This is a genomic window from Thiocystis violascens DSM 198 (assembly GCF_000227745.2).
In the GTDB taxonomy this organism is placed as follows: domain Bacteria; phylum Pseudomonadota; class Gammaproteobacteria; order Chromatiales; family Chromatiaceae; genus Chromatium; species Chromatium violascens.
The window spans coordinates 3,356,547-3,381,500 of record NC_018012.1 but is presented as its reverse complement, the minus strand read 5'-3'; the positions used below and the strand labels follow the sequence as shown (position 1 = coordinate 3,381,500).

23 protein-coding genes are annotated in these 24,954 nt (G+C 63.8%); 12 read left to right on the top strand and 11 right to left on the bottom strand.

The genetic code is table 11. The annotated features are described in order from the left end of the window. Nucleotides 1-141: 141 nt before the first annotated feature. Entirely contained in the window at nt 142-1,632 is a 1,491-nt protein-coding gene (locus tag THIVI_RS14990) for an AAA family ATPase (RefSeq protein ID WP_014779385.1), read from the bottom strand. Nucleotides 1,633-2,100: 468 nt separating this feature from the next. Between THIVI_RS14990 and pabB the strand changes: the two genes are divergently transcribed. The 5 genes from pabB (at nt 2,101) to THIVI_RS14965 (ending at nt 7,349) form a co-directional block, all read left to right on the top strand. Next, nucleotides 2,101-3,510: an aminodeoxychorismate synthase component I gene (gene pabB / locus THIVI_RS14985; RefSeq protein WP_014779384.1), complete on the top strand. Its 1,410-nt coding sequence runs from the start codon at nt 2,101-2,103 to the stop codon at nt 3,508-3,510. A gap of 240 nt (nt 3,511-3,750) precedes the next feature. Next, nucleotides 3,751-4,764: a porphobilinogen synthase gene (hemB, locus tag THIVI_RS14980; RefSeq protein ID WP_014779383.1), complete on the top strand. Its 1,014-nt coding sequence runs from the start codon at nt 3,751-3,753 to the stop codon at nt 4,762-4,764. Nucleotides 4,765-4,876: 112 nt separating this feature from the next. Then, the gene (gene aroE / locus THIVI_RS14975; RefSeq protein WP_014779382.1) at nt 4,877-5,716 is read left to right on the top strand and encodes a shikimate dehydrogenase; all 840 of its coding nucleotides are present in this window, start codon (nt 4,877-4,879) and stop codon (nt 5,714-5,716) included. A gap of 78 nt (nt 5,717-5,794) precedes the next feature. Beyond that, nucleotides 5,795-6,661: an NAD(P)-dependent oxidoreductase gene (locus THIVI_RS14970; RefSeq protein WP_014779381.1), complete on the top strand. Its 867-nt coding sequence runs from the start codon at nt 5,795-5,797 to the stop codon at nt 6,659-6,661. Between the two features lies 1 nt (nt 6,662). Then, entirely contained in the window at nt 6,663-7,349 is a 687-nt protein-coding gene (locus THIVI_RS14965; protein WP_014779380.1) for a hypothetical protein, read from the top strand. 73 nt (nt 7,350-7,422) lie between these two features. Here the strand turns inward: THIVI_RS14965 and tyrS are convergent, their stop codons facing one another. Then, nucleotides 7,423-8,625 (bottom strand): tyrosine--tRNA ligase, encoded by a 1,203-nt coding sequence (tyrS, locus tag THIVI_RS14960; protein ID WP_014779379.1) that lies wholly within the window; start codon nt 8,623-8,625, stop codon nt 7,423-7,425. A gap of 146 nt (nt 8,626-8,771) precedes the next feature. On the opposite strand from tyrS, the gene THIVI_RS14955 reads away from it, so the two are divergent. Then, nucleotides 8,772-9,074, top strand: a complete 303-nt coding sequence (locus THIVI_RS14955; protein ID WP_041447037.1) for a hypothetical protein — start codon at nt 8,772-8,774, stop codon at nt 9,072-9,074. Nucleotides 9,075-9,100: 26 nt separating this feature from the next. Here THIVI_RS14955 and erpA read toward each other — a convergent pair whose 3' ends face one another. The 5 genes from erpA to THIVI_RS14930 all read right to left on the bottom strand — a co-directional run bounded on the left by erpA (nt 9,101) and on the right by THIVI_RS14930 (nt 11,953). Then, nucleotides 9,101-9,451 (bottom strand): iron-sulfur cluster insertion protein ErpA, encoded by a 351-nt coding sequence (gene erpA, locus THIVI_RS14950; RefSeq protein ID WP_014779377.1) that lies wholly within the window; start codon nt 9,449-9,451, stop codon nt 9,101-9,103. A 71-nt stretch (nt 9,452-9,522) separates the two neighbouring features. Further along, nucleotides 9,523-10,551, bottom strand: coding sequence for an N-acetyl-gamma-glutamyl-phosphate reductase (argC, locus tag THIVI_RS14945; RefSeq protein ID WP_041447640.1), 1,029 nt, complete (start codon nt 10,549-10,551; stop codon nt 9,523-9,525). A 195-nt stretch (nt 10,552-10,746) separates the two neighbouring features. Further along, nucleotides 10,747-11,115, bottom strand: coding sequence for a HesB/IscA family protein (locus THIVI_RS14940; protein WP_014779375.1), 369 nt, complete (start codon nt 11,113-11,115; stop codon nt 10,747-10,749). Nucleotides 11,116-11,197: 82 nt separating this feature from the next. Next, the gene (locus THIVI_RS14935) at nt 11,198-11,710 is read right to left on the bottom strand and encodes a DUF5063 domain-containing protein (RefSeq protein WP_014779374.1); all 513 of its coding nucleotides are present in this window, start codon (nt 11,708-11,710) and stop codon (nt 11,198-11,200) included. 78 nt (nt 11,711-11,788) lie between these two features. Continuing rightward, nucleotides 11,789-11,953: a rubredoxin gene (locus tag THIVI_RS14930; protein ID WP_014779373.1), complete on the bottom strand. Its 165-nt coding sequence runs from the start codon at nt 11,951-11,953 to the stop codon at nt 11,789-11,791. A gap of 143 nt (nt 11,954-12,096) precedes the next feature. Between THIVI_RS14930 and thiD the strand changes: the two genes are divergently transcribed. The 4 genes from thiD (at nt 12,097) to THIVI_RS14910 (ending at nt 17,128) form a co-directional block, all read left to right on the top strand. Further along, on the top strand, nt 12,097-12,921 hold the full coding sequence (gene thiD, locus THIVI_RS14925; protein ID WP_014779372.1) for a bifunctional hydroxymethylpyrimidine kinase/phosphomethylpyrimidine kinase: 825 nt from the start codon (nt 12,097-12,099) through the stop codon (nt 12,919-12,921). A 278-nt stretch (nt 12,922-13,199) separates the two neighbouring features. Further along, entirely contained in the window at nt 13,200-13,838 is a 639-nt protein-coding gene (gene thiE, locus THIVI_RS14920) for a thiamine phosphate synthase (RefSeq protein ID WP_014779371.1), read from the top strand. Further along, complete coding sequence (gene hemL, locus THIVI_RS14915) at nt 13,835-15,118, top strand: glutamate-1-semialdehyde 2,1-aminomutase (protein ID WP_014779370.1); 1,284 nt, start codon at nt 13,835-13,837, stop codon at nt 15,116-15,118. The genes thiE and hemL overlap by 4 nt, the downstream gene beginning before the upstream one ends. Nucleotides 15,119-15,232: 114 nt before the next feature. Beyond that, nucleotides 15,233-17,128 (top strand): propionyl-CoA synthetase, encoded by a 1,896-nt coding sequence (locus THIVI_RS14910; protein WP_014779369.1) that lies wholly within the window; start codon nt 15,233-15,235, stop codon nt 17,126-17,128. A gap of 481 nt (nt 17,129-17,609) precedes the next feature. On the opposite strand, the gene THIVI_RS14905 is transcribed toward THIVI_RS14910, so the two are convergent. The 3 genes from THIVI_RS14905 to msrA form a co-directional block, all read right to left on the bottom strand. Then, a complete protein-coding gene (locus tag THIVI_RS14905; protein ID WP_041447215.1) occupies nt 17,610-18,719 on the bottom strand; it encodes an IS5 family transposase in 1,110 nt (369 codons plus the stop codon). A gap of 67 nt (nt 18,720-18,786) precedes the next feature. After that, a complete protein-coding gene (gene amrS, locus THIVI_RS14900) occupies nt 18,787-19,884 on the bottom strand; it encodes an AmmeMemoRadiSam system radical SAM enzyme (RefSeq protein ID WP_014779368.1) in 1,098 nt (365 codons plus the stop codon). A 179-nt stretch (nt 19,885-20,063) separates the two neighbouring features. Then, nucleotides 20,064-20,606, bottom strand: coding sequence for a peptide-methionine (S)-S-oxide reductase MsrA (gene msrA, locus THIVI_RS14895; RefSeq protein ID WP_014779367.1), 543 nt, complete (start codon nt 20,604-20,606; stop codon nt 20,064-20,066). A gap of 415 nt (nt 20,607-21,021) precedes the next feature. Between msrA and hypF the strand changes: the two genes are divergently transcribed. Together hypF and THIVI_RS14885 are read left to right on the top strand one after the other, a co-directional pair. Continuing rightward, nucleotides 21,022-23,421 (top strand): carbamoyltransferase HypF, encoded by a 2,400-nt coding sequence (gene hypF / locus THIVI_RS14890; RefSeq protein ID WP_014779366.1) that lies wholly within the window; start codon nt 21,022-21,024, stop codon nt 23,419-23,421. Nucleotides 23,422-23,455: 34 nt separating this feature from the next. After that, nucleotides 23,456-23,923 carry a rhodanese-like domain-containing protein gene (locus THIVI_RS14885; RefSeq protein WP_014779365.1) on the top strand — a complete coding sequence of 156 codons (468 nt, stop codon included), beginning with the start codon at nt 23,456-23,458 and terminating at the stop codon, nt 23,921-23,923. 145 nt (nt 23,924-24,068) lie between these two features. On the opposite strand, the gene THIVI_RS14880 is transcribed toward THIVI_RS14885, so the two are convergent. Further along, nucleotides 24,069-24,779 carry an SOS response-associated peptidase gene (locus THIVI_RS14880; RefSeq protein WP_014779364.1) on the bottom strand — a complete coding sequence of 237 codons (711 nt, stop codon included), beginning with the start codon at nt 24,777-24,779 and terminating at the stop codon, nt 24,069-24,071. Nucleotides 24,780-24,954 lie beyond the last annotated feature (175 nt).

Below are 24,954 nucleotides of genomic sequence, written 5' to 3'. Positions count from 1 at the left end.
TGGCATCCATCTGCAATGTCGGCGTCGACGCGGTTTAACGATTTCATTTTTAAACATTTTAAACCGTGCCAGCTCCGACGATCATGGAGGCTTCCGGGGTCGATTCAATCTATAAACATCGCATACCGCGCCGGGCGCGGTTTAATACCGCTCGGGACCATGCGCGGGCACGGTCCGCTCTCTGGCCCAGGTTCGTAGCGCCTGAATCTGGGTGTCCATGATGACCGAAAGCGGCTGGGTGCTGGCCAGTTCGCCGAGCAAGGTCGCGGTCTCCAGCGCGCCGTCGCGCGTCGTGTCCGCGTAGAGCGCGGAGACCACCGCCTGCTCGATGCCGGCGCCGGTGAAACCCTCGCTCGCCTCGGCCAAGGCGTTCAGATCGAAACGGTCGGGCTCCTGACCGCGCTGGCGCAGATGGATCGCGAAGATCTCGCGGCGGACCTCGGCGGTAGGCAGATCGACGAAGAAGAGTTCGTCGATGCGGCCCTTGCGGATGAGTTCGGGCGGCAACCGCGAGATGTCGTTGGCGGTGGCGACCAGAAACACCCGCGTGGCGCGTTCCGCCATCCAGATCAGCAGCGTGCCGAGGATGCGCCGGCCCACCCCCTCGTCTTCCGAGCCGCTGGCGATGCCCTTTTCGATCTCGTCGATCCAGAGTACGCAGGGCGCCATGAGGTCGGCGGTGTCCAGCGCCCGGCGCAGATTCTTCTCGGTCTCGCCGATGTATTTGTCATAGAGCGCGCCGAAATCGATCCGCAGCAGCGGCACCCCAAAGCGACCGGCGACGGCCTTGGCGGCGAGACTCTTGCCGCCGCCCTGCACACCCAGCAAGAGAATGCCGCGCGGATGGTCGCGCTGGCGGGCGGGATCGAGGAAAGCGTCGCGGCGACGGTCGATCCACGCCTTGAGGTTGTCGAGACCGGCGACCTCGGCGAAGGAACGGGTGTCATGCTCGAAGCTGATGATGCCCTCGGGGCTGAGGAGTTCGTACTTGGCGCGCTTGACGGTCTGCACGTCATCCTGGGTAATGGCACCGTCGTGGCGGATAGCGTTGCGGATGAGACGACGGGCATCGGATTCGGTAATGCCCAGCAGATTGTCGGTGAGCTGTTCGACAGCCTCGCGGCTGGCGCGCACCGGACGATCCTGGACGGTCTCCTGCCAGCGCCGGGCCTCCTCGCGGATCAGGGTCTGGATGCGTTGGCGATCGGGTAGTCGCAACGAAAAGCGCACGCTGAGATGACGCAGTTCGGGGGAAATCTCCAGTCCGTGACTGACCAGGATGAGTGTGCGCGGCAGATTGGCGTAGCCCTGCGCGATTTCCTTCAACAGCCGAACGTGCAGGGGCTTGTCCAGATAGGGATGAAAATCGAGCAACAGATAGATGCCGCGCTGATTGGTGAGTTTGATGTGACGCAAAATCTCGCCGGGATCCGCGAGCGGCTGCTGGGCCGGGGCGTCGAACTCGATCCGCTGAAGTCCGTCGGTAACGGTCCAGCAGAACGCGGGCTCGGACAGACGCATCGCCAGCCGGGCGAAGAGTTCGAGCACCCGCGGCTCCTCGATCGACTCGATCAGGATAATCGGCGTGTCGGAACGCAGTAGCAGTTCCAGGTCATGGAGATCCGGGGTCATCTCGGTCACGACGCCAAGGCAGCCGGCACCGGATTGTCGACCAGGGCACCGATGGGACTGGTCCAACCAGGCAGGGTTAGAATCGGCCGGGGGAGAATGTTTGGGTGCAACATCGCGAGACCTTCATCCGCGTGACAACGTGGCGACGGAAGATGCCGCGCCCAGGATCGAGGATGGCGCAGCCGGGATGGCGGGATACACTCAGTAAGCCGGATGCGTGGAATATCCCGGCGGAAAGTTTAGTACAGATGCGGCATGCGCGCCTGCCACCGCTGGATCGCCTGGCGAAGCGACGCGGAGAAGGACAAGCGGCTCCGCCGGTTCCGTGGCATCCTTCCGTGCGTGCCGCGTTCACGCTCACATAACCATCGACCACTCGCCGACCCGCAACCGCCCACCAACCCCGCTGCCGATTTTCGCCAGGGCTGCGTGTCCGAAGTCGTTGCGGGTGACGGACATCCATCCGGTATGACGTTCCCATTGATTCAGGATCTTCCCTATCGACCCGACAGCGCCGATCTGTTCGACGCCCTGACGCACCGCGCCTGGCCCGTCTTTCTCGACAGCGGACGACCCTTCGGCGCCCTGGGCCGCTATGACGTCCTCTCCGCCGACCCCGGCACGGTACTCGTCACGCGCGGGCTCACGACCCGTATCCAGTCCCCGCAAGGAATCCGCGTCTCCCTGGGCGATCCATTCGACCTGCTGGGCGAGGCGCTTGGACCGACCCGACCGCGCCTCGAAGGTCTGCCGTTTTGCGGCGGCGCCATCGGCTACTTCGGTTACGATCTGTCCCGCCGTTTCATCGATTTTTCGAGGCGCGCGCGCGACCTTGAAGGGCTCGCCCCGAGCGGAACCGAAGGGCTGCCGGACATGGCGATAGGAATCTACGACTGGGCGCTGGTGGTGGACCATGCCGAGCGGCGCAGCCGATTGTTCGCCCCGGACGAGGCCCGTCTGAAGGCGTATTCGGATCTGCTGTCGCCGGATCGGCCCAAAGGGACAGGCATGCGTCCGCGAGAGTGCTATCGGATACTCGACCGGGTCAGACCGAACATGAGCCACGGGCAGTATCTGGAGGCCATCGCGCGGATCAAGCGCTATCTCCACGAGGGCGACTGCTACCAGGTCAACTTTGCCCAATGCTTCGCCGCCCCGGCGCAAGGCGACCCCTGGGATGCCTACCGCCAGTTACGGCGAATCAATCCCGCGCCCTTCGGCGCCTATCTCGCCACGCCCGACGGTCAGGTGCTCTGCTCTTCTCCCGAACGCTTCCTGACGGTGCGCGCGGGCGGGGTCGAGACCCAGCCCATCAAGGGCACGCGCCCCAGGGGGGAAACCCCCGACGCGGATCGGCGCCTGACGGAGGAATTGCGCCTCAGCCCCAAGGACCGCGCCGAGAACGTCATGATCGTCGACCTCCTGCGCAATGATCTCGGCAAGGTCTGCGTCCCTGGCAGCGTCCAGGTTCCCCGTCTGTTCGAGGTCGAGCGTTACGCGCGGATCCAGCACCTGGTCAGCACCGTCACCGGCCGGCTGGCCGAGAACCGCACCGCGCTGGATCTGCTGCGCGCCTGCTTTCCCGGCGGATCCATCACCGGCGCGCCCAAGCGGCGCGCCATGGAGATCATCGAGGAACTGGAACCCCAGCGGCGCGGCGTCTATTGCGGCGCGCTCGGCTATCTCGGATTCGACGGCGCCATGGAGACCAACATCGTCATCCGCACCCTGATTCATGCCAACGGAATCGCCCGACTCTGGGCGGGCGGTGGCATCGTCGCCGACTCCGATCCCGAATCCGAGTACCGCGAGACCTACCACAAGGCCGCTCCCCTGCTGGATTTGCTCGAACAGCGGCATCTACGCCGTTCGCGGTGATCCTGACGCCGTTCGCGGTGATCCTGACGCCGTTCGTGGTGAGGCTGACGCCGTTCGTGGTGAGGCTCTCGAACCATGAACGGCGTCAGGGACACCGCTGCTCATAGCCGTGACGTTCAAACCGAGAATTGCTGACTGGAGCCATCGCGTCTCCTGAGCTATGGTATCCGGCCTGAAGCCCCGGGATGGTTCCGGGCGCGCCGGATCCGCAATTAAACCCCTTACCCGAGGCCACTTCCCATGCACTTTCTCGATACCCCTCGCGCCGCCTTCCCCGTCACCCGTCTGCGGCGGATGCGTCGCGACGACTTCTCGCGCCGCCTGATGCGCGAGAACACGCTGACCCCGGATGACCTGATTTATCCGGTTTTCGTCCTGGAAGGCTCAGGGCAGCGCGAGCCGGTCGCCTCCATGCCAGGCGTCGAGCGTCTGAGCATCGATCTGCTGGTCGAGGACGCGCGCGAGGCGCATCGCTTGGGGATTCCGGCGATGGCGCTCTTCCCGGTCACGCCGCTGTCGGCCAAGTCGCTGGATGCCTGCGAGGCGTTCAACCCGGACGGGCTGGCCCAGCGCGCCGTGCGGGCGCTGAAGGACGCCGTGCCGGAGCTTGGGATCATGACCGACGTGGCGCTCGACCCTTTTACCACGCACGGTCAGGATGGACTGATCGACGATGCCGGCTACGTGATGAACGATGAGACCGTCGAGGTGCTGGTGCGCCAGGCGCTCTCGCATGCCGAGGCGGGCGCCGACATCGTGGCCCCCTCGGACATGATGGATGGGCGCATCGGCGCGGTGCGCACGGCTCTGGAGGCCGCCGGTTATATCCACACCCGCATCCTCGCCTATTCGGCCAAGTATGCGTCGAGCTATTACGGTCCTTTCCGCGATGCGGTAGGCTCCGCCGCCAATCTGGGGGCCGGCAACAAATACACTTATCAGATGGATCCCGCCAACTCGGACGAGGCCATCCACGAGGTCGCGTTGGATCTGGCCGAGGGCGCCGACATGGTCATGATCAAGCCCGGCCTGCCCTATCTGGATATCGTGCGGCGCATCAAGGATCAGTTCGGCGCACCCACCTTCGTCTATCAGGTCAGCGGCGAATACGCCATGCTCAAGGCCGCGAGCATGAACGGCTGGCTGAACGAAAAGTCGGTGGTGCTGGAGGCGCTGCTCTCCATGAAACGGGCCGGGGCCGACGGCGTCCTGACCTATTACGCCAAGGACGTGGCGCGCTGGCTGGCCGAGTGATGGCGCCCCCCTGGGACCGCTGGCATGTTGCCGGCATCTGGGGTAGTCGACATGTTGTCGACTTCTTCCGTCACAGAGAGCCGACCGACTGTCGACGGTCGCGGGACTGACCATGTCTGATCGTTACGCCGTCATCGGCAACCCCATCGCCCACAGTAAATCGCCGTTGATCCATGCCGAATTCGCGCGCCAGACCGGCCAGTGTCTGGAGTACGGTCGAATCCTTGGCGATCCGAACGACTTCGCGGGCGATGCGCGCCGTTTTTTCGCCGAGGGCGGACGCGGGCTCAATGTCACCGTGCCCTTCAAGGAGCAAGCCTGGGCGCTGGCGGACGAACGTAGTCCGAGGGCCGAACTGGCGGGCGCGGTCAATACCCTTATCCGGCTGGACGATGGCCGGCTGCGCGGGGACAACACCGATGGCGTTGGGCTCGTTCGGGATCTGGGCGACAACCACGGTTTTCGTTTCCAGGGCGCGCGGGTACTGCTGCTGGGCGCTGGCGGCGCGGCGCGCGGGGTGTTGTTGCCCTTGCTGGAGACCGGGCCGGAGCGCCTGTTGATCGCCAACCGGACGGTCTCGAAGGCCATCGAACTGGCCGCGCTTGGCGCGGCGTTCCCTTCGGCGACGCCCGGCGCGGGCGGCACGGTCGAGGGTCGCGGTCTGAAGGCGTTGGAAGGCGAGTCGTTCGACCTCATCGTCAATGCCACCTCGGCGGGTCTGAGCGATGCCGTGCCGGCGATCCCCGAGGATTGTCTGAGCGACGGCGGCTGGATCTATGACATGCTCTATGGCGACGCCCCGACCGCCTTCCAGCGTTGGGGCCGGACACATGGCGCGGCACGCGCGCTCGACGGGCTTGGCATGCTGGTCGAGCAGGCGGCGGAAGCCTTCTGGCTGTGGCGGGGCGCGAGGCCGGAAACCCTGCCTGTCATCAAATTGTTACGCGGATAAACCCTGTCCGGCAGGTTGGTGGAACCGGCTTGTAAACCACGCCTGACCTGCCGGACAGGGTTTCACAGGAGCTTGCGCATGAAGACCGCTGTCCTTGGAATGGGCCTGATGGGTTCGGAAATCGCGCTGCGGCTGAAACGCCAGGGGCGCGAGGTGACGTGCTGGAACCGGGGCGCCGAGCGGGCCGAGTCCGCCCGTCAGCGCGGACTCCATCTCGCGCCGACCGCCGCCGAGGCCATCGCCGCCGCGGATCTGACGCTTTTGGTCCTGAGCGACGCGCAGGCCATCCTGAATACCCTCTTCGAGGGCGGCGATGCCGACGCGCTGGCGGGCCGTATCCTCGTCCAGATGGGCACCATCGCCCCGCGCGAGAGCCGCTCGATCGCCGCCCATGTCGCGGCGCAGGGCGGCGAGTATCTGGAAGCCCCCGTGCTCGGCAGTCTGCCGGAGGCGCGCGAGGGCGCGCTCATCCTCATGGCCGGCGGCGATGTCGATCTGTTCGAGCGCTGTCTGCCGGTGTTCAGGGATCTGAGCCGCGACCCGCAACGCATCGGCGAGGTCGGACAGGGCGCCGCGCTCAAGCTCGCGATGAATCAATTGATCGCCGGCCTGACCGCGACCTTTGCGCTCAGTCTCGGGCTAGTGCGCCACGAGGGCATCGCGGTCGAACAGTTCATGAGCCTGCTGCGCGGGAGCGCGCTCCATGCCAAGACCTTCGACAAGAAGCTCGACAAGTATCTGAGCCACGAATACGGGGCCGCCAACTTTCCGCTCAAGCATCTGCACAAGGATGTCCGGCTGTTCCGTCGGGTCGCCGACGAGGCGGGTCTGGACACCGGCCTGATGGCCGCCATCGAGGCGAGTTGCCTGCGCGCCGAGGCCCTGGGGCTGGCCGATCAGGATTACTCCGCCATTTACGAAGCCCTGACCGTGCGTGCATCCTGATATGGAACTCCCCTTCACCCACAAACCCGGCCGACGCGAGCGTCATCTGAGACGCCGGCACGAAAACCCGCTGTTCGCCTGGCCCGCCCCGGAGGTCTCGCCCGAGGCACTGCTGGCGGCGCAAAAAGCCGACCATGAGGAGATGGAAGCCTTTCGGGAGAGTTTTCGGGCGCTGGTTCGGCGCGCGGTCGAACTGCCGCCCGACGCGGGTAGCGAGATCGTCCTCGAACTCAAGGAATCGCTGGAGCGTCAGTACGAACAATCCTTCGGGCTGCCGGAGGACCATGCGCGGGAACGTGAGGCGCTCCGCAAATTGATCGATCTCATCATGCGGGCGATCCGCAAGGCCGCCGGGGCCGATCCGCTGGCGCGGCAGGAACTGGCTGACGAGGAAGCGGCGCGCCAGATCCATTTTCGTCTGCTGGAGCATCCGCTGATCGCGGATCTACTGCATCCGCAATCCCCCATCGCGCCGGACGAACTGGCGCCGACACTGCTTGACGCCCCGCTCGACGAGGTCGCGGCCGCGCTGGATCTGTTCGATCCAGAACAGATCGCGCAACTTGCCGACCGATCCGCCCGCCTGCTGGAAAACCTGGCGGCGAGCGGCCTGGATGTCGCGCAACCCGGTCAGCGGATCGCGCTCTTCCTCGCCCGGCTCGATCCCGAAATGACACGGCGGCACTGAGCGCGGGCGGGACGGGTCGTTGGCGATCTTCAACCTGAATTCGGCAATTGGAGCCGCACAGGCAAACAACCGCTCAGGTCAGACAAACCTTCGCAAATTTGCGTTTTCCCACTTGGTAAACATGACAGCTACCAACAGGACAGCTCAAATGCGCGTCCTCGATCCGTTCGCCATCGATGCGCACCGCCCCCTGCCCGATCATGCGGATCGCCTCGGACGTGCTCTTCACGAGGTTCGCCTCCTTCAATAGATTGGCGATCGCAAGCACGCCGTCTTCGCCGCACGCGAGGCTGATCTCCGGAAGATCGTCGGGCAGGGCGCCACGCTGAAAGCGGGCGATGAAGCCATCCAGCGCCTGCCTGGCCTGATCCGGGCCATGGAACCGCGTCACCAACTCCAACCCAAGCTCGAACTTGATGTCTCGCGGGTTCGCACCGTCGCGCACGGCGGACTGCCAGGCGAGGATCTCCGACATCTCGCGGCGACTCAGCAGCTCGAAGTAACGCCACATCAGATCATCGGAAATCGACATGAGCTTGCCGAACATCTCGTCGGGCGAATCCGTGATCCCGATATAGTTGCCAAGCGATTTCGACATTTTCTGCACGCCATCCAATCCCTCCAGGATTGGCAGCGTGATCACGACCTGGGGTTCCTGACCGTAGATCGCCTGCAGTTGGCGCCCAACCAGAAGATTGAATTTCTGGTCCGTGCCGCCCAATTCGACATCGGCCTTCAGGGCCACCGAGTCATACCCCTGGATGAGCGGATAGAGGAATTCGTGGATGGCAATGGGCTGGCCCGACTTGTAGCGTTTCGAGAAGTCGTCTCGCTCCAACATGCGGGCAACCGTCTGCTGCGCCGCAAGCTGGACCAGGCCAGCGGCGCCGAGCTTCTCCAGCCACTCCGAGTTAAAAACAACCCGTGTCTTGTCCGGGTCGAGGATGCGGAAGACCTGTTCCTGATAGGTTTCCGCGTTTTGCTGGATCTGCTCGCGCGTCAACGGCTTGCGGGTCGCGCTCTTGCCCGTGGGGTCGCCGATCATCCCGGTGAAATCGCCAATCAAAAACAGGATTTCATGGCCGAGATCCTGAAACTGACGCAACTTCTGGATCAGCACCGTATGGCCGAGATGGAGATCGGGCGCGGTCGGATCGAAGCCCGCCTTGATCCGCAGTGGCCGCTGCTGCGCGAGTTTTTTGCGTAATGCGTCTTCGAGCAGGATTTCTTCGGTGCCGCGCTGGATGAGCGCGAACGCACGTTCGAGCGAGTCCATAACGATGACTCCTTGTGATGTCTGGTCGGGAATGCCGGGTCAGGCAAAACGCGCGAGAGTACGACGATCGATCAACGCACACAAGCGCGGGAAGAAAAAACGGAAGGCGTCGCTCGCTTGTTCCCCGACAGGTTTTCCGACTACACTTGGAGAAACATCGTTTTTCATTGATTTTGCAGTTTTTTATGATGCGCGACTACAAATTTCAACAGAAGGAATGGCCGCTTCGCAAACCGCGAAGAAGCCCCGTGAAGGCGATCCTGAAGATCCTGACAGTCTGCGTTCTGGCGACCGTCGGCTATACGGCCTATCAGTGGTTCGCGGCAGCGCCCAAGGAGAGTAAGCCGACGATCAACACGAATCGCCAAATCATCCCGCTACAAATCCCGCCAAACAAAGCGGATTTATCGACCGCTTCTCCCGCAGAGACCGCGAGCGAAGTCCGCTAGCCTCCAGCGGCCTTCCACCCGATCATTCAGGCTGAAAACGAGGAACCGCAGCCGCAGGTCGTGGTTGCGTTCGGATTCCGAATGACGAACTGAGCACCCTGCAAGCCTTCCGTGTAGTCGATCTCCGCGCCCATCAGATATTGCATGCTCATTGGGTCGACCACTAATTTGACCCCGTCGGTGACGATTTCGGTATCGCCGTCCTGGAGTTCCTCGTCGAAGGTAAAACCATACTGAAAACCCGAACAGCCGCCGCCCTGAATATAGACCCGCAGCATTAAACCGGGATTACCTTCCTCCTTAATGAGTTGAGCAACCTTCGAGGCGGCGGATGCCGTGAAGATCAGCGGGGTATCAAGCTCGGCTTCTGCATTCATGGGAGACGTCATCCTCGAAAAGAAGGTGTTATTTAAACGGAAGTGCGTCTTCCCGACCGCCGGTTCAAGCCTCAAGGCAACAGGGCTAATGATTCCAGGCCCATCGACTCATCGAGACCAAACATCAGATTCATATTCTGAACGGCTTGGCCTGCGGCCCCTTTCACGAGATTGTCGATCACCGACTGCACCACCACGACCCCCGTGTCTCCCTGGCGCGCGACCGCGATCCGGCAAAGATTCGCCCCCCGCACGGAACGGGTATCCGGATGGCCGCCCGGCATCAGATCGATGAACGCCTCGCCGGCATAGCGCTCGGCGTACAAACGCTCAAGGTCGACCGCCGGATCCGCGAGGCGCGCGTAGAGGGTCGCCTCGATTCCGCGAATCATGGGCACCAGATGCGGCACGAAGGTCAAATTTACTTCGACGCCCGAAAACTGCATGAGGTTCTGCGCAATCTCGGGCGCATGACGATGGCCCGTCACCGAGTACGCCTTGAAGCTCTCGCCGATTTCAGCCATCAGCAGACCCGTGGTCACTTTGCGGCCAGCACCGCTGGCGCCGGATTTCGCATCCGCGACGAGCCACGAGGGATCGATCGCCCGCGCCTCCAGCAAGGGAAGAAAGCCCAGCGTCACGGCAGTCGGATAACACCCTGGATTGGCGACCAGACGTGCCGTCCGGACGGCCGCCCGATTGAGTTCCGGCAGTCCGTAGACCGCCTCTGCCAGGAGTTCCGGACAGTGATGGGGCATCCCGTACCAGTGCTCCCAAACTGCGGGATCCCTCAGTCGGAAATCTGCCGCCAGATCGATCACCCGAACCCCGCGCTCCAGGAGTTCCGGGGCGGATCGCATGGCGGTCCCGTTCGGCGTGGCAAAGAAAACCAGATCGCAGTCAGCCAGCGCGCCACTGTCGGGTTCGGTAAAACGCAGGTCGATGTGGCCGCGCAGATGCGGAAACAACTCGGCGACCGACAGCCCCGACTCGCTCCGGGACGTAATGACCGAAATCGCTGCCCGTGGATGACGCGCCAGGATGCGGAGCAACTCGGCCCCCGTGTAGCCGGTACCGCCCACGATTCCGATCCGAATCAGGTCGGACGCGCTATTGGTCGATTGAACGGGCACGGCGCATTCCGATGGTTGGTTTGGATATCATCTCGATCCTCAAAAACAAAAAGCGGCAGAAGCCGCTTTATCAAAAGACTGTCCGCGCTGTTCGCTGTCCCGCCTCAAGAACCTGGCGCTGGCCAACCGGTCTCGCGGAAGAGCGAGGCCACAAGCAGCGACTCAGGAGCAACCGCCGCCGGAAGAAGAGGATCCGCAACTCCCGCAACTCCCGCCCATCTGCGGAAGATTATTGAACACGAAGGTTGCATTGCCGTCGTCCTGATCGACGAAGTCGATTTCGACGCCACGCAGGTATTCAAGGGTGCCGTCATCGACAATCACCTTGAAACCGTCGAACGACAGAACGCCGTCGTCGTCATTGATGACATCGGTAAAGGTCATGCCAAAACTGATCCCGCTGCAACCGCCCGCGGTCGCAAAAACGCGGACACCCTGAATATTGTCGTCGACCTGCCGAAACAAATCGCCCATCTTTGTCTGAGCCGGCTGAGTCAGCGTCAGCTCCATCTCGTTGATTACTGCGGACATGAGCATAACCTCTGGGTAGCGTACAAATTGGCGAGGGATGTTAGCAGAAAGATAACGAATAATACCAGCGTAAAAGACAAGGTTAGCGGTCGAGGCGCGCCTGCGCCCCGAGCATCGCCAAATGGCGGTCGGCATCGATCAGATGCCGCCCCCAATGCCGCTCATATCCACTCGACCACACCGCTATTGCATCGTCCGGATCCAGCTCATACAACAGCAAACCCTGTTTCAACTCGCAATAAATGTCGGTCAGGTCATCGGCGAGACTCCCCGTCATGGCGTCCGCCCCCTCGCCGGCGTAATCGAATTCCAACCAATAGCTGTCGCGGTCGGCCAGGAGCCTGCGCAGATGGGCGAACAACTCGAAGCGGGCGTCCAGATCCATGAGGTCGATGGGACCGATGGGGTCGACCTCGCGCCCTTCGCCACCCACCGAAACGACGGCGACCTGCAAACGGGGCAGCAGGTTCGCAATGTCGCGCAACCAATGCTTCCAATCGCTTCCAGACAGATCGATGATGTCGCAGTACCGCTGGGCAAGCGCGGCAACGTCATGAAAGATGCGCGGGGCATCGAACTGGGGTTGTTGAATCATTGCGTCCATGCCTGCGATTGTAGACGAGAAATCCATCCGTGGGAGACGCGGCGCGACAAACTCGGCAATACCCTAAGGTTAAATCTCGACCAGATCGAAATCGTCCTTGCCGACTCCGCACTCCGGGCATTTCCAATTCATCGGGACATCTTCCCATTTGGTTCCCGGAGCGATACCGTCTTGCGGCCAGCCCTGCGCCTCGTCATAGATCAGTCCACACACCACACACTGATAGGTCTTCATCACACCACTCCAGTTCACCGGCAACGGCGGACCTGACCGCCATTGCCACGCTCGATAGACACTTCAATGTCTTCATGGAAAATCTACCAAAATCTAGGGACTCTCTCTGGAATTTCAATGCAATCATGCGAGGATTCGCAAACATGCACGCCTCCACGCAGCGCCCCGTCGTGCTCTGCATCGGCGGCCACGACCCGAGCGGCGGCGCCGGCATCCTCGCCGACGCCGAGGCGATGCGGGCCGCTGGCGCCTTTGCCGTCACCGTCGTCAGCGCGCTGACCGACCAGGACACCTGCGGCCTGCGCCACCTGTATCCGCAACCGCCCGAACAGGTCGAGGCCCAATGCCGGACGCTCATCCACGACAGCGCACCCCGCGCGCTGAAGATCGGCCTGATCGGCGATGCGCGGATCGCCGAGGCGATCGTTCGTCTCGTCGACGCACACCCGCAACTCCCGGTCATCCTCGACCCCGTGCTGGCCTCCGGCGCCGGTCAGCGGGTCGCCGACGCGGCGCTGCTGGATCGGCTACGCCAGCATCTGATCCCTCGCTGCACCCTGATCACCCCCAACCTGCCCGAGGCGCGCACGCTGACCGACGCCGAATCGCCCGCCGACTGCGCCGCGCGTCTGCTGGAGATGGGCGCGCGCTGGGTCTTGATCACCGGCACCCATGACGACACCCGGCAGGTGACCAATCGACTCCATGGCCCCGACGGCGAGCGGCGGGATTGGGACTGGCCGCGTCTGCCCGACGAGTATCATGGCTCCGGCTGCACGCTCGCGAGCGCCATCGCGGCCCGGCTCGCCTTGGGGATGCCGCTGATGGACGCCGTCGACGCGGCGCAAGCCTATACCTGGAAGAGCCTCCAGCAGGCTTTTCGATCCGGCCGCTGCCAACTTACCCCGAACCGGTTTTATCATTCACTCGACAAAGACAAAGACAAAGACAAAGACAAAGACAACTGAGGTAATTTCCGGAAAAGCGCATACCAGAATTGCATCCGTTCGCGGTGGCATTGAATCCGTTCGTGGTGAGCCCTGAGCCCGTCGAAGGGTCGAACCACGAACGGATTCAATGTTGGCCTCGGAGCGCGATTTTCCGATCATCCCATTCGACAAGCTCATGACAGGCTTCGACCCTTCGGCAAGCCTGTCCTGAGCGAAGCCGAAGGGCTCAGGACGAACGGAAAATCGGTAAGTCTTTCCCGGAAATCACCTGACAACTGACAACTGACAACGGCACCATGATCCATCATTTGACTGGCCTCTACGCCATCACCCCGGAGGCTTCCAGCAGCCCCGCTTCGCTCGCCGCACAGGTCGCGCTCGCCATCGCCGGCGGCGCGCGGCTGATTCAGTATCGCGACAAGCATTCCGACTCCCAGGGACGCCATGACCGCGGCGCGGCCCTGCTGAGGCTCTGCCGCGACGCGGGCATCCCGCTCATCGTCAACGACGATCTGGCGCTGGCAGTCGACCTGGGCGCGGACGGCGTCCATCTGGGCCGCGACGATCCCGACCCGCGCCAGGCCCGCGAGCAACTCGGAGACGACGCCATCATCGGCGTCTCCTGTTACGACGATTGGTCGCTCGCCGAGGCCGCCGAGCAGGCCGGCGCCACCTATATCGCCTTCGGCAGCTTCTTTCCCTCCGCCACCAAACCCCATGCCGTGCGCGCCGCTCCGAGTCTTCTGACCGAGGCGCGCCAACGTCTGCGCATCGCGCCAGTTGCGATCGGCGGGATCACGCCGGACAATGGCGGTTCATTGATCGCGGCGGGCGCACGCATGCTCGCGGTCGTCACTGGCGTCTTCGACCAGCCCGACATCGCCGCCGCCGCCCGCGCCTACACCAACCTCTTTCCGAAGGAGCACCCCCGATGACCCGTTCCCATGATCTTTTCCAGGCCGCGCAACGCCACATCCCCGGCGGGGTCAATTCGCCGGTGCGGGCGTTCCGTGGGGTCGGCGGCGATCCGGTGTTCTTCGAGCGCGCCGCCGGCCCCGAGGTCTTCGATGCCGACGGCAAAGGCTATATCGATTATGTCGGCTCCTGGGGTCCGATGATCCTGGGTCACGCCCATCCCGAGGTGCTGGCGGCGGTGCGCGAGCGGCTCGACAAGGGACTCTCCTTCGGTGCCCCGACCGAACTCGAAACCGTCATGGCCGACAAGGTCTGCGAACTGGTTCCGAGCATGGACATGGTGCGCATGGTCAGCTCCGGCACCGAGGCGACCATGAGCGCCCTGCGTCTGGCGCGCGGCTATACCGGACGGGACAAGATCGTGAAATTCGAGGGCTGCTATCACGGTCACGCCGACTCGCTGCTGGTCAAGGCCGGCTCCGGCGCGCTGACCTTCGGCGAGCCCAGTTCGCCCGGCGTCCCGGCGGCGCTGGCCGAACTGACCATCACCCTGCGCTACAACGATCTCGATCAGGTGCGCGAGACCTTCGCCGCCATCGGTTCCGAAATCGCCTGCATCATCGTCGAGCCGGTCGCCGGCAACATGAACTGCATCCCGCCCGTGCCGGGCTTCCTGGAAGGCTTGCGCGAGGTCTGCGACCAGTCCGGCGCGCTGTTGATCTTCGACGAGGTCATGACCGGCTTCCGGGTCGCGCTCGGCTGCGCCCAGGGACTCTATGGCATCACGCCCGACCTGACCGCGCTCGGCAAGGTCATCGGCGGCGGCATGCCGGTCGGCGCCTTCGGCGGCAGGCGCGAGATCATGTCGCGGCTCTCGCCGCTCGGGCCGGTCTATCAGGCCGGCACCCTCTCCGGCAACCCCATCGCCATGGCCGCTGGACTCAAGACCCTGGAACTGATCTCCGCGCCCGGCTTCCATGATCGGCTCACCGCCACCACCGCCAAACTGCTCGGCGGCTTGCAGGAACGTGCCGATGCCGCCGGAATTCCCTTCAGCACCAATCAGGTCGGCGGCATGTTCGGGCTCTTCTTCACCGGCGAGCGGGTGACGAATTACGACCAGGCCACCCGGTGCGATCAGGAACGGTTCAAAGCCTTCTTCCACGGCATGCTGGAGCGCGGCGTCTATCTGGCCCCCTCCGCGTTCGAGGCCGGTTTCGTCTCCAGCACGCACTCTGACGGACACATCCAGAAGACGCTGGACGCGGCGGCGGAGACTTTCATGGCCATCGCCGGCTGAATTCAACCGAGAATTGCTGGGCTTCGAGCGGGACGCTAGACAACCAGATATTTGGTATGAAATTATCCGAAACTCTTCGGAATTCGACGCCTTACCCTCGGGAGCACAGCACAAATGGGTTACCAAAGCGTCTATGACCGCTCGATGCGCGACCCGGCGACCTTCTGGGCCGAGGCGGCGGAGCTGATCGATTGGGATCGACCCTGGGAGCGGGTTCTGGACGACACCAACCCGCCCTTCTACCGCTGGTTCAGCGGCGGCAGGCTCAACACCTGCTACAACGCCGTGGACCGCCACGTCCGCGCGGGGCGCGGCGATCAGCCAGCGATCATCCACGACAGCCCGGTGACGAACTCCAAAACCGTCATCACCTACGCCGAATTGCAGGAGCAGACCGCGCGCTTTGCCGGCGCGCTCCAGGCGCTCGGCGTCGAGCAAGGCGACCGGGTCATCCTTTACATGCCCATGGTGCCGGAAGCGGTGGTGGCCATGCTCGGCTGCGCGCGCATCGGCGCCATCCATTCGGTGGTCTTCGGCGGATTCTCTTCGCGCGAACTCGCCACCCGTATCGACGACGCCAAACCCCGGGTCATGGTCGCCGGCTCCTGCGGCATCGAGCCCAATCGGGTCGTGCATTACAAGCCGCTGTTGGATGCCGCCATCGATCTGGCCGAACACAAACCCGCGCACTGTCTCATCCTGCAACGTCCCCAGGAACCCGGTACCCTGATCGAGGGACGCGATCGGAGCTGGACCGAGGCGCTGGCCGCCGCCGAACCGGCGGACTGCGTGTCGGTCGCGGCCACCGATCCGCTCTATATCCTCTACACCTCCGGCACCACCGGCCAGCCCAAGGGCGTGGTGCGCGACACGGGCGGACACGCGGTCGCCATGGCCTGGAGCATGGCCAACGTCTACAACGTCGAACCCGGCGAGGTCTTCTGGGCCGCCTCGGATGTCGGCTGGGTCGTGGGCCATTCCTACATCGTCTATGCCCCACTGCTGGCCGGCTGCACCACAGTTCTCTACGAAGGCAAACCGGTCGGAACGCCGGATGCTGGTGCCTTCTGGCGGGTGATCCAGGAACACCGGGTCTCCGTGCTCTTCACCGCGCCGACCGCCTTCCGCGCCATCAAGCGCGAGGATCCCAACGGCGAGCATCTGAAGCGGTACGACCTCGGCGGTTTCCGCGCGCTCTTTCTGGCCGGCGAACGCTGCGATCCCGACACCCTGAACTGGGCCGAAAAGATGCTGGGCGTCCCCGTCATCGACCACTGGTGGCAGACCGAGACCGGCTGGGCCATCGCCGCCAACTGTCTCGGCATCGAGCCGCTGCCGATCAAACCGGGCTCGCCGACGCGCGCCGTTCCCGGTTACGACATTCAGGTGCTCGACGACATGGGCGAAGCGGTCAAGCTCGGCGACATCGGCCGCATCATGCTCCGCCTGCCCCTCCCGCCCGGCTGTCTCCCGACCCTCTGGGGTAACGACGCCCGATTCGTTCAGTCCTATCTGTCCGCCCAGCCCGGCTATTATCTGACCGGCGACGCAGGTTATCTGGACGAGGACGGCTATCTCTTCGTCATGAGCCGCATCGACGACGTCATCAATGTCGCCGGGCATCGGCTGTCCACGGGGAGCATGGAAGGTGTCCTAGCCGCCCACCCGGATGTCGCCGAGTGTGCCGTCATCGGCGCCGCCGACCCGCTCAAGGGCGAACTGCCCCTGGGGCTGGTGGTGCTCAAATCGGGCGTCACACGGGAGCGCTCGGCCATCGTCAAGGATCTCGTGGCCATGGTGCGCGACGAGATCGGCCCGGTCGCGGCCTTCAAGACGGTCGCCATCGTGGAGCGGCTACCCAAAACCCGTTCCGGCAAGATCCTGCGCGGCACCATGAAGGCCATCGCCGACGGCAAGGACTACCGGCTTCCGGCGACGATCGACGATCCGGCGATCCTGGACGAAATCGCCAGCGCGCTCGCCGCTATCGGATATGCCAGGCGGGCTTGAAGCCCGGCGCCGCCGACAGGATGCGGGTCGCGCCACACTACCATTCAGGACTCAGGGCGAACGGAAAATCCTGTCCATCCTGAGCAATCCTGTTAATCCTGTCCATTCACCGCCTTCCTGTGGGTCGATTCTTTTCAGAAAATCACCTTAAAAACTGTCCATTTTCGACTTCCCGATTGCTACCGGACAGTGCCGCTCAAGTCGAGAAACAGTTGATGGATACGTTCTAATGTTTCACGCGGAGACGCGGAGCACGCGGAGAGTGGGAAGCGGTACGACGGCTCACGCCGAGCGATTGCCATCGGGCGGCCCCGTGGAGGCCGTCCCCATCCTGCATCCTGTCTTTCTCCGCGCACTCCGCGCCTCCGCGTGAGATCGTCATTCAGCAACTGTCAATTTTCGACGTCCCGATGGCGACCGGACAATGCCGCTCAAGTCGGGAAACAGTTGATGGACACGTTCTAAGAGGGTGTAGACAAAATCAAACCGTTGTGGTCAACCGCCGCAGCAGGATGCGCGCCTCCGCCAGCCAAACCCAGGTTTCGGAGACCGCTGGCAGACGGTCATGATGCATGATCAATCGACGGGCACGCTCATTCCACGCATGGGTGCGCTCGACAACCCAGCGCTTCGGCAGCGGAACGAAGCCGTCGGCGTTGGCGATCACCACTCGGTCAGGCGCCCCGTCCACGTGCCAGGAGCCAACGCTTTTGTTGGCTGGATGGCGCACGACTTCCACGCGGATCGCGTGGGTCTGCTCGGTGGTTTGGGCAAATTGACCGGCGTAGGCGCTATCGACAAACAGCGTGTTGATCTGGGGGTACTTGGCGGCCGCGTCAGCGACGGCGCCCGAGGCGGCATCGCGGTCCTGAAGATTGGCCGCGACCACGCTCACCGCCAACACGAACCCCAAGGTATCGACCACCAGGCTGCGCTTGCGCCCCTTGACCTGCTTGCCCGCATCAAAGCCGCTCGGTCCACCCTGCGGCGAGCCGCGGGTCGATTGCGCATCCAGCACCGCCGCCGTCGGCGCGATCTCACGCCCCTCGCGTTCGCGCCATTGCCCCCGCAGTCGATCATGCATCTGCTCAAACTTCCCAGCCGCACTCCAACGGCGAAACGTCTTGTAGACATTCTGCCAAGGCGCGAAATCGTGCGGCAGCATCCGCCACGCGCACCCCGTGCGCACCACGTAGCAACACGCCTCCAGGATGCTCCGGCGCGACACGCGGGGCGGTTGACCCCGCCCGCCCGGCATCTCAAAGAGAGCGGCGACCAAGTCCCACTCCGCATCGGTCAGACAACTTGGGTAGCTTTGGTCGGGGTCGTGGCGACGATGCGCATCCGTATACCCATACCGACGCGGCGTTGCGCGCGCTTGCGCCTCGAGACCACTCTCGCCCCGGAGGCGCGTGACGCCCGCCTCCCGCAAGGACTTGCGAATCGTTGCTTCATGAGCCTCGATTCCCGTCCGTGCCGCGAGTTCCCGGGCAATCTCTGACAGCGTGGAGGTCGGGCGATCCGTGACAATTTGACGCAATACCGCTTGCTCCGCCTCGTGAATCTTGGGGGGACGACCAGCTTTCGACATCAGCGCACACCAGCTCAGTTGTAGACTGGTATACAAATAGCAGCTCAATTATTTTTGTCTACACCCTCTAAGCGGCGAAGTCGCGCAACCGCACCGGCAAGCGCCGCCCGTCCCAGGATCCCGGATGTGCCTCGAAAACCCCGGCGCACGGCGTCCCGCAGCGATTGCAGGCACCTGCGTCCGTCAGATTCCAATCCGAAAGCACGTACCAATCCCGCCCGATCAGCTTGTGACCGCAGTGGTGACAATAGGTACTGCCGCCCGCGTCGTCATGGACGTTCCCGGTATAGGCGTGGCGCACGCCATTTCTCAGGGCAATGGCGCGCGCCCTAGTCAGGGTGTCCGGCGGTGTCACGGGATAATCGAGCATCTTGTAATCGGGATGGAAGGCGGTGAAGTGCATGGGCACATCCGGCCCCAGATGCTCGACCACCCATTGAGTCATGGCCTCCAATTCGGCATCCGAATCGTTTTCGCCAGGGATCAACAAGTTGGTGATTTCGACCCAGACCGAGGTCTCATGAACCAGATAGTCCAGGGTCTCCAGGACGGGTTGCAGATGACCGCTACAGAGTCTGTGGTAGAAGTCCTCCGAAAACCCCTTGAGATCGACGTTGGCGGCGTCCATCCACGAAAAGAATTCGGCGCGCGGCTCGGGGCGGATGTAGCCGGCGGTGACCGCGACCGACTTGACCCCGCGCGCCCGGCACGCCTGTGCCACATCGACGGCGTATTCCAGAAAGATGACCGGGTCGTTGTAGGTATAGGCCACGCTGCGACAACCCAGCGACTCGGCGGCACGGGCGATGGTCTCGGGCGCCGCCTGATCGGCCAGGGTATCCATTTCGCGCGACTTGCTCATATCCCAGTTCTGGCAGAAGCGGCAGGTCAGGTTGCAGCCGGCGGTGCCGAATGAGAGTACCGGGGTACCCGGCAAAAAATGGTTGAGCGGTTTCTTCTCGATCGGGTCGACGCAGAATCCGGAGGAACGCCCATAGGTCGTCAGCACGATCTCGCCCTGTTCGCAGGCGCGCACGAAACACAGGCCGCGCTGCCCCTCCTTGATGCGGCAGAAACGCGGGCAAAGATCGCACTGAACCCGCCCGTCTTCAAGACGGTGCCAGTAATGAGTGGGCACGACCGTCTTCATCGTGTCAGCCATCATCGCACTCCTCCCGCCCGGTTGTAGCCGGACTCTTTACATCATGACCTGCCTGACACCGCGCGAACGCCGCTGCCCGTGGATTCAGGCAAGGCCGAGCACCAACAACGCATGACAGGCCGAACGCGGTCGCGTGTTAGTTTCATTGTCGAATACGCTGGCGCAATTGCAATGCACGCGCTTCAGGACGGGCTCTGAATCAGGTCGGCATGCCGCTTCCGCAGTTTCGCGAGTTTGGGCGAAATCACAGCCTGACAGTAACCCTGCGAGGGATTGCGGCGGTAGTAGTCGTGGTGATAGACCTCGGCGGGGTAAAACGTCGGCACGGGCTGAAGTTGCGTCACGATCGGTTCCGGCCAGACTTGATTCGCCGTCATCTCCGAGATCAGCCGCTCGGCGGTCGTGCGTTGAGGATCGGAGTGATAAAAAATCACGGAACGGTACTGGGTTCCGGCATCCGCGCCCTGGCGATTGAGGGTCGTCGGATCATGGATGGTGAAAAAAACCTCCAGGAGCGTTCCGAAGTCGATCACGCTATTGTCGAAGGTGACGCGAACCACCTCGGCATGCCCCGTGGCACCGCCGCAAACCTCTCGATAGGTGGGATTCTCGGCGAGACCTCCCGCGTATCCCGATACTGCGGATTCGACGCCTTTGAGCGTCTGAAAGGCCGCTTCCAGGCACCAGAAGCATCCACCGCCAAGCGTCGTCGTTTCAATGGCCATGCGTCATTCCTCTTCAGGATGGTCGAATATCGGGGCGCGCGGAAAACCCTAAACCTCTGAGCGTTAAGCCGTTCATGGTTCGACCCTTCGGCTATGCTCAGGCCTCACCACGAACGGCTTAACTTAATGGCAGCGGGCGCGCGGTCGGTTCGCGCAACGCGCATCCACTTGACTCAACATGCGGTCATTGACGATCAACGCCAACCGGAGCCGGGGTCGGCGCGGCAGCGGCGGGAAACGCGCGGCACATCACGCCGCGGCGGCTTGCCATCGAGTCTTGCGTCGGCATGTTCAGGAGTACGAATTCGTCATCGACAAGCATGAGGGGGCTGGGTCATGCTCGATTCCGACGAGCAATGTGCCGTGTGACCCGCATCGCTGGCCACCCGCGGCACTCGGCGAGATGCGGTGTACCATGAATGCAGAGTCGATCCGTGTGCGCGGTCTGGTCCAAGGCGTCGGTTTCCGGCCCACTGTCTGGCGCCTCGCCCGCGCTTGCGGTCTGGTCGGGGATGTCCTCAACGATGGCGCGGGCGTCCTGATCCGTGTCCAGGCGGATGACCGTCAGACCATCGATCGGTTCTGCGAGCGCCTGCGGGCGGAGTGTCCGCCACTGGCGCGGATCGAGAGCATCGAGCGCACCCCGCTCGCCGCCGCGCTGGAGACGGACGGGTTTGCGATCCTGGCGAGCGCCGCCACTGCGGTACAGACCGGCATCGTCGCCGACGCCGCCACCTGTCCCGACTGCGCCGCTGAGATCCTGGACCCGACGAATCGCCGCTACCGCTATCCCTTCACCAATTGCACCCACTGCGGGCCGCGACTCAGCATCGTCCGGGGCATCCCCTACGATCGGGCCTGGACCAGCATGGCGGTCTTTCCGATGTGCCCGGTCTGCGCCGGGGAATACGCCAATCCGGCCGACCGCCGCTTTCACGCGCAGCCCAATGCCTGTCCCGACTGCGGCCCCAGGGTTTGGCTGACCGATGCCGAGGGGCGCGAGTTGGATCCGGCCGGATTCGGCGCGGTCGACGCCATCGCCGCGGCCAGCCATCTGTTGGCCGAGGGGCGCATTCTCGCCATCAAGGGGATCGGCGGCTTTCATCTCGCCTGCGATGCCGCCAACGCGGCAGCGGTTGCCGAACTGCGCCGGCGCAAGCGCCGCTTCGGCAAGCCCTTCGCGCTGATGGCGCGGAACCTGGAGACGATCCGCGCCGTCTGCCGGGTCACGGACGCGGAGGCCGCGCTGCTGGAAAGCCCGGCGGCGCCGATTCTGTTGCTGGACATGCGAGCGCCTCGGAGCGGTCAGGATGGGCAGGCTTCGCGCTGCCCATACGCCGCAGCGGCTCTGGCTCCGGAGATCGCGCCGGGTCAGACCACGCTCGGCTTCATGCTGCCCTACAGTCCGCTGCATCGTTTGCTGCTGGCCGACTGGGCACGTCCGCTGGTCATGACCAGCGGCAATCTGAGCGAGGAGCCTCAGTGCATCGATAACCTGGACGCGGCCAAACGCCTGAGCCCGCTGGCGGACGTCTCGCTGCTGCATGATCGCGCGATCGTGAATCGGGTCGACGATTCGGTGGCGAGGGTGATGGCCGGAGCGCCGCGCCTCCTGCGCCGCGCGCGCGGCTATGCCCCCTCCCCCATCCGGCTGCCGCCGGGCTTCGCGGATGCGCCGCCGATCCTCGCCTTCGGCGGCGAACTCAAAAACACCCTCTGTTTGGCGCGTGACGGTCAGGCGATCCTCTCCCAGCACCTGGGCGATCTGGAAGACGCCCGCACCGCGCGCGAATACGAGGCCACGCTCGCGCTCTATCTCGAACTCTTCCAGCACCGGCCCCGGCTGCTGGCCGTGGACCTGCATCCCGACTACCGCTCCAGCCTTCTCGGGCGCGACTGGGCCGCCCGCGCCGATCTGCCTTTGATTGGCGTGCAGCATCATCACGCCCATCTGGCCTCGGTGCTGGCCGACAACGGCTGGCCGCTGGAAGCCGGCCCGGTCCTCGGCATCCTGCTCGACGGGCTCGGCTATGGCGATGACGGCACGCTCTGGGGCGGCGAGTTTCTGGCCGCCGATTACCGCGACTACCGACGGATTGGACATCTGAAGCCGGTTCCGTTGCCGGGCGGAACCCAGGCGATCCTGGAGCCCTGGCGCAGCCTGTACGCACAGCTTGAGCGCGCCTGCGGCTGGGATGAAATGCAGGCCCGTTATCCCCATCTGAACCTCGTCCGGCGGCTGGCCGAAAAACCGCTCGGCGTGCTCCGGGCCATCATGGAGCGCGGACTCAACGCCCCCCCGTCCAGTTCCGCCGGCCGGCTGTTCGACGCGGTGGCGGCGGCGCTCGGGCTTGGCGGAGAGCGCGTGACCTACGAGGGACAGGCGGCCATCGAACTGGAATCGGCGGCCTCGCGGGCGATGGAGACGGCGGGTTCAGGCTATCCGTTCGCGACCCTCGCCACGCCATCGGCGACCGTGTTGGATGCCGCGCCGCTTTGGGATGCGCTGTTCGAGGATCTGGCGCAAGGCGTTGCGAGCGAGCGGATCGCCGCCCGCTTTCATCTCGGATTCAGCGCCGCCATCGTCGATTTGGGCCTGGAACTGGCCGCGCGCAACGGGCTGGACACGGTCGCGCTGTCAGGCGGCGTGTTTCAAAACCGCCTCCTCCTGGAATCCGTCGCGGACGGCTTCGGCGCGGCTGGGCTGCGTGTCCTCATGCAGCAACAGGTGCCCGCGAACGATGGCGGACTCTCGCTTGGCCAGGCCTGCGTCGCGGCGGCGCGCTCGCTGCCCGCCTCATCTCGCCAGTCCTAACACACGCAGTTGAACCGCAAAGAGCAGAAGTGCCATGAAAAATTTTCTCGAACTGATCAAAAATTGTCTGACCGACATCAAGGAGATCATGCCCTGGGATCTTGAGGAACGGATTCAAGAGAACCCCGACCTGCTCATCCTCGATGTCCGCGAGCCGGACGAGTTTTCCGCCATGCATCTCCCCGGCTCGCTGAACATCCCGCGCGGCATCCTGGAATCCGCCTGCGAGTGGGACTATGAGGAGACGATCCCCGAACTGGTCCGGGCGCGCGCGCGCGAGATCGTCGTGGTGTGCCGTTCCGGCTATCGCAGCATCCTCGCCGCCCATTCGCTGACCGTGCTGGGCTACGAACGGGTCGCATCGCTGCAGACGGGTCTGCGGGGTTGGAAGGACTACGAACAACCGCTGGTCGACCTGGCCGGGAAGGCGGTCGACCTGGACGACGCGGATGTCTATTTCACGCCACGGCTGCGGCCGGATCAGCGACGGCCCGCGGTTTAAGGGGCAAGGGGCAAGGGGCAAGGGGCAAGGGGCTATTTTCCTTGGAATCGCCGACATTCCATAGGCGGTATCGGTGAAAGCGCCAACAGAATTCGGATTGACGCAAACTAAACTCTATTTTGAGTGCCGAAGGGTTCGGCTTCGCTCAGCGCGAGGCGCGAAGTTCCGGTTCCTGGATCATGGATGACCAAGGCTCGATCAGCGCCGGGCCATCCTCGGACGGCGTATTCACCCGCCGGTCGACCGGATAAGCAAACCATGGGGCCGGATCGCAGGGTTTGAGCAGTGGCGTCAGGGTCTCCGGTCGCGTCCGTGTCGGATCCAGCCAGACACCGTAGGCCGCCGGCGTCAGGATCACCGGCATCCGGTCGTGGATGGGGCTAACCACGTCGTTCGCGTCGGTCACGATGATCGTGGCGCTGTCGAGTCGCTTGCCCGTGCCGGGGTCGGTCCAGGTCTCCCACAATCCGGCGAACGCGAAGGGCTGGCGATCACGCCGGGCGATGAAATACGGCTGCTTTCCGGAACCGGTTGCCTGCCATTCGTAGAAACCATCGGCGGGGATCAGGCAACGGCGCTGTCGGAAGGCCGCGCGAAAGGACGGCTTCTCGGCCACCGTCTCGGCCCGTGCATTGATCGTGCGGTAGCCGATGTTGCGATCCTTCGCCCAACTCGGGATGAGTCCCCAATGGAGCGTCGCGAAGGTTCGCGTACCGGCGGGGTCCGCGCGCACGGCCAGGAGCAGGCTCCCAGGGGCGATATTGTAGCGTGGCGGAAGCAACGCCCCGTCGAGTGAGGCGCCAAAATGGGCGTCCAATTCCGCGCCGCGGAGGTATTGAGCAAAACGACCGCACATAGCATCAAGTCAGCGGAGAATGAAAGGGTCGCAATGATCCCTGCCCAATGTGTGAGCGGAAAAATGCAAAAACAGTTGTGGCTTAGGTGCAGAATAAATAGCATGAATTCAAGTACCGACAAATCGCTCCAGCCGATCATGTTGCCCACGCTTGCGCTCCGGCGGATCACCTGTT